The sequence below is a fragment of the Arenibacter sp. S6351L genome, from assembly GCF_023016025.1.
GTDB lineage: Bacteria > Bacteroidota > Bacteroidia > Flavobacteriales > Flavobacteriaceae > Arenibacter > Arenibacter algicola_B.
Window position 1 is genome coordinate 1 of sequence record NZ_JALKBB010000064.1, and the last position, 5100, is coordinate 5100.

The following is a 5100-nucleotide window of genomic DNA, read 5'->3' on the forward strand; positions in this document are numbered from 1 at the left end:
CAGGAAAAAATAAATCAAAACAAAAAGATTTCGCTATGTGCGTGGCGGAAAGCAGATTCTAGTTTGCTCCCGTACTGTTCATAGCTCAACCGTTACCTACAAGTTCAAAATGAATATAAATTTTCAGATTACTCCAGAGGATTTGGAATTATTTCCAAGTTTAAATGAATACAAAAAAGAGCTAGGAATACTAGACAATTTTGATTTTACTGGAAAATCAGAATCTGAGATTTATAATATATTTTATGATTACGCTAAACTCAACCCCAGTAGAATTAGTTGGTTTAATTCAGAAAACTTTAATTCTCACAGATTTTATCGAGTAAGACTAAATATTGATAAAAAAACAGAGGATATTTCTCTTTCACAAACATATTCTTACCCTCCTTCAAAATTTTGTTTTGAAAATGGACGTGCAAATTTAAAAGGCAAAAGTGTGTTTTATTGCTCCAACAGACCTGACGCTGCCATACTAGAATGTAGGCCCAAAATAGGTGATGAAGGATTTTTAAGTGTTTGGAAAGGAATCGCAAAAAGAAAAATTAAAATTGGTAACCTTTTACCTCCAGATTTACCTATAGAAAATGACTGGAATGAAATGGCTGTTAAATCTTTTGAGGTTTTTAAAGAAAAAATGTCTTTAAAGGCTAAAGGACTTGATAAACACTTCGTAATGTTTCAAAGGTTTGTCGCAAGTAAATTTATTACAGAAAAACCTCCATATTCTTTAACTTCTACTTTGAGCTGGGAATTATTATATGGACAAATGTGGAGAGACTTGATAATATACCCAAGTGTGGCTTCAGACATTAGATTATGTAATATGGCTTTCCATCCAAATTCCGTAAACGAAAATCTTGAGTTTGAAAAACTGATTAAATTCAAAGTGGTAGGATTTGAGGGAAATGAACCATTATTTCAATTAGGAACAAACGTAGGGTTTATTGAAAACACGAGAATGATTTGGAAAAAAAGAACAGAAGATGAAACTAAATTATTCAGAAACAAGAAAAACCAGTAGGTAACAATGCCTAAACGTAATGCGGACTTTAGGGCAAAGCCGAAAGGTCTGTGTATATTTATAATGTCGCTAAATCTTATGGATTTAGCTTTGGATAAGAAAAAATAAAACTAAACAATAAGCTTTAGCTTCGTGCGCAGACGGAAACGAAAAGTTTCCTTGCCCCCGCACTACGCTTAGCCGAAACGTTACCCAACATTTTGACCAAAAAAAAGAACCAATGAAAATAACCTTACTCAAAATCTTATTTGGTATACTTGCTTTCATAATCGCCGCAATATTTTCTGCTATGATTATTACATTTCTTTTGAGCAAAATAACGCCAAATGAAATTATCTTAAACGTTATACAATTATTTTTAGCAATAATAATTACCGTTGTAATTTACAGGTATATGGTAAGGTATATATTGCAATTAAATAAATGAAATAGTATTAGAGTTTTAATAATGAAGGACTTGAATTCTTAGTAATATACAATCAAAATTGAAAAGGGTTAAAGGGCTAAAGAAGTTTACGCAAACGGACTTCACTCAGACGCAACTGTTCCGCAGATGGACTTTTTAGCTTGTTTGCGCTTATGAAGTTCAAATGATAATGGCGGACAACTCGGGCGGAAAAAACGTTGGGTAACAAAGCCTAAACGTAATGCGGGATTTTGGGCTAAATCGAAAGGTCTATGTATATTTATAAAGTCGCTAAATCTTATGGATTTAGCTTTGGACAAAAAAAAATAAAACTAAACAATAAGCTTTAGCTTCGTGTACAGACGGAAACGAAAGGTTTCCTTGCCTCCGCACTACGCTTAGCCAAACCGTTGGCAACAATATAAAAAAAGGCAATGTATCCGATTATAATACTATCAATAATTATTTTAGCTTTTTGGTCAGTTATAACCACTTTTAGAGCAATTTATCTAATTCTGACAAAAGAATTTCAAGGAGACAAAACAAGTTGGATTCTTATTGTTATGATTGGATTTATTGGACCTATCTTATGGATTACAAAAGGAAAAAAATTAGTTGAGAAGTAATATCTCGTTATGGACGTAAGACTTAAGAAAAGTATTTTAACATCTTATCTGATTGGAGCTCCAATTGGGATTTTTGTCGTTTTCGCTACGATTTTTGTTCCAAGTTTCTTTTTCGGAGAAGGACTTATGACAATTGTTATTATTGGAACATATGGAATTTCTACAATCGGACTTGTAATTGCGTTTCTAATTTCTCTATGGCTTGGTGGAAAATTAGCTTATAAGAATATTAAAAGTGGAAAATCATTACTTCTGACTTCTTTTAAATACTCAACTGTTGTGAATTTAATTATATGGACAACTTTTTGTCTGATTGTTGGACTAACTGTTACAGAAGAAAAATTTCTTATGATGATTCCACCAATTTTCGCTTTTGTACTTTGTACTGTTCTGACAACATTTTCAATCGGACTTTTGATTTCATATTTAATTAGACGAATTAATAATAAACCGAATTAATAAAAAATACTGTTGCCAACAATGCCTATAATTCAGTCTTGCCTTTATCTAAAAAGAAAATTTAGTACTTTTAATCTGGCTCGATTCCGACCTTGAAAAATCCTAACGGATTTCCCAGACCGAAATCATAGCCGAACCGTTAGCGTAAATACTATAAAATTTAATGATAAGATTTCTTGCCCTCCTATTCCTTCTATCATTTGTAACGTGCAAAATCGAATCTAAAGAAGTTTCAAACAAATCAGAATCTATAACTGAAAGATATTATCCAAATGGTAAGTTGAAATCCAGGGGTGATACTTTCGGAGAAAACCAACCGATTGGGGAATGGTTTTACTATGATTCAACTGGGCTTCTTAAACGAAAAGCAGAGTATTTAAAAATAGATGGAAAGGCATATCTTAATCAGGATTGGTATTTTAACAAGGCAGGAGATACTTTAAGAAGTAAGGGCAGTCATTTCGATATTGTTTATGAAAAGGATACAATTTTCCTCAATGAGCCTATAAAAGCTAAAATTAATCTAAATGCTCCGTTATTTAAGAATAAGAATTCCGAAATACTCATTGTTATTCCGAAAGACTATTCTATAAACTTCAACAAAGATTTTTCTAATCTCAAAGAAGTTGAACTTGACACAACTTTTAATCTGAACCTTGAGAAAAAAATCAGGGCTGCGATTGGAATTACTACGGATTTTGGCAAACATGCTATTTTCGGGAGATACTTTAACTCCATTGGAAATAAAAAATTTAGAGGTATAATTGTGGAGTACTTTTATCAAGACTCTATTAATTCAGATTCAATTCGACTGAATTATTTTGAGAACAAAAAATATTTTGAGAAAGACATTTACGTTGTTGACAGTTTAGATACTAGAGAATAAAAAGTACTTACGCTAACAACACCTATAATTAATTGCGGGCGGATTTTCCCTTCGGAAAATCCACGCATATTTAGTAAGTTTAGTCTGCGGGCCGAAATCCTGTCGGATTTCACACCGCAACTAATCATAGCTTAACCGTTGTGCTTAATTAGAAAAAAAATTGTTTGATAAATTTAAATGGCTTTTCATCAATCTAGCATTGATATTCATGTCTGTGGTTTACGCCATTCCCAATATTATTGCGGAAAAGGAAGAACTTACTCAGGAATATGGAACATTGCGAAAAGCTTATTTAGAAACTTATAAGTATAAGCCTAGAAAATCATTCACCTACCGGGAAGCCCAAAGACTTGTTTTAGTTACATCTGACAGGACCGACAGGATCTATAAACTATCTAACCATTATAGAACCCATTGGAATAAGTTTTTAGCAAAAAATGCAATAGGTAAAGAGTTAAGAGTTTATCTGGAAACTAATAATAGCCGAACCAACCCTATGATTGTGGAATTGAACGGAAAAAAAGTGTATGGAAAATCATCTATGCTACCGATTTATATTTTAATAATTGCAGGTACCGTAGGATTGTCCGTTTATAATCTTTACCAAGTGTTAGAGAATAACTAAGCACAACAATACCTATAATCAATTGCTTACGATGGATTTCCTAAAGGAAATCCCTAAATTTAAACAATGGCTCGGAACCGGGCGAAAAAGTCCTGTGGACGTTTTCCGCAACAGATCATAGCCGAGCCGTTAGCTTTAATTTAGAAAATGCTTCAAAAACTCTGGAAAAATCCGAACAAAACATTTGATGAAATTCTTTCTAAAGATATTAGTTGGATTCAAATTTTACCTCTATTTGCTGTAAATGGAATTTATCTTGTCTACTACTTAATAAAAGCCGAAAGAGGATATAATCTCACTAGTAATGGTGAACTTTGGGGTGCTATTGCGGGGATTCTTGTAATTGGTTCGGTTTGGGGAATAATTTCCAATCTGTTTGTTGGCTACTTAGTCAAAGTCACTGGCCGAATATTCAATGCAGAAAATAACTTGAAAAAAATATATGCGGTATTTGCATGGTCTTCAGTTCCATTAATAATAGCCTGCATCATAATTATTACAAGCTTAATTTTTGTCAGAGTTATACTCGCTCAAGAAGAAACCTCCACCTTAAGCATAATCTTATCATTATTAACAATCATATTAAATATTGGAATGATAGTGCCAGCTATTTGGTCTTTCATTCTATTCTATAAAGGACTGAAAGTTGCCCAGAAGTTGGACATGACAAAAACAATCTTGAACTATTTATTAGCAATTGCGATATACGCCCCTCTTTATTATCTAATAATGGCTTTCGAATTCTGATAACGAATGGACTTGCAGAAGTAAGGGAAATAAAAAAACTAAAGCTAACAAAGCCTATAGCAAATAGGGCATAAAGCGTTAAATTTAATGGCTTGGGATTATGTACTAAGTCCGCCAAATCTTATGGATTTGGCTTTTAAAATAAAAAAGATAAAAACAAAACAAAAAGCTTTGGCTCGCAGACCAGACGGAAACGAAAAAGTTTCCTTGCCTGCCCTACTTGCCATAGCCGAGCCGTTGTACACAAGCTGATAATGGAACCCAAATTCTATAAAAAGTCAATAAAACAATTAGAAAAAGACTATTCTACGGATCCATCGGAATTTCCAA

5 protein-coding genes are annotated in these 5100 nt (G+C 32.9%); all 5 read left to right on the plus strand.

Annotated features, from left to right (window positions below; translation table 11 throughout):
* Positions 1–109: 109 nt before the first annotated feature.
* The 5 genes from MWU82_RS23785 (at position 110) to MWU82_RS23805 (ending at position 4770) form a co-directional block, all read left to right on the plus strand.
* Entirely contained in the window at positions 110–1021 is a 912-nt protein-coding gene (locus MWU82_RS23785; protein ID WP_247098223.1) for an RES domain-containing protein, read from the plus strand.
* A 1041-nt stretch (positions 1022–2062) separates the two neighbouring features.
* Positions 2063–2512, plus strand: coding sequence for a hypothetical protein (locus tag MWU82_RS23790; RefSeq protein WP_247098225.1), 450 nt, complete (start codon positions 2063–2065; stop codon positions 2510–2512).
* Positions 2513–2675: 163 nt separating this feature from the next.
* Positions 2676–3398: a hypothetical protein gene (locus MWU82_RS23795; protein WP_247098227.1), complete on the plus strand. Its 723-nt coding sequence runs from the start codon at positions 2676–2678 to the stop codon at positions 3396–3398.
* Positions 3399–3558: 160 nt separating this feature from the next.
* Complete coding sequence (locus MWU82_RS23800; RefSeq protein WP_247098229.1) at positions 3559–4023, plus strand: hypothetical protein; 465 nt, start codon at positions 3559–3561, stop codon at positions 4021–4023.
* Positions 4024–4170: 147 nt separating this feature from the next.
* Positions 4171–4770, plus strand: coding sequence for a YIP1 family protein (locus MWU82_RS23805; RefSeq protein ID WP_247098231.1), 600 nt, complete (start codon positions 4171–4173; stop codon positions 4768–4770).
* Positions 4771–5100 lie beyond the last annotated feature (330 nt).

Coding starts and splice junctions, on each gene's coding strand:
- MWU82_RS23785 (WP_247098223.1), top strand. CDS start 110: ATGAATATAAATTTTCAGATTACTCCAGAGGATTTGGAATTATTTCCA.
- MWU82_RS23795 (WP_247098227.1), top strand. CDS start 2,676: ATGATAAGATTTCTTGCCCTCCTATTCCTTCTATCATTTGTAACGTGC.
- MWU82_RS23790 (WP_247098225.1), top strand. CDS start 2,063: ATGGACGTAAGACTTAAGAAAAGTATTTTAACATCTTATCTGATTGGA.
- MWU82_RS23805 (WP_247098231.1), top strand. CDS start 4,171: ATGCTTCAAAAACTCTGGAAAAATCCGAACAAAACATTTGATGAAATT.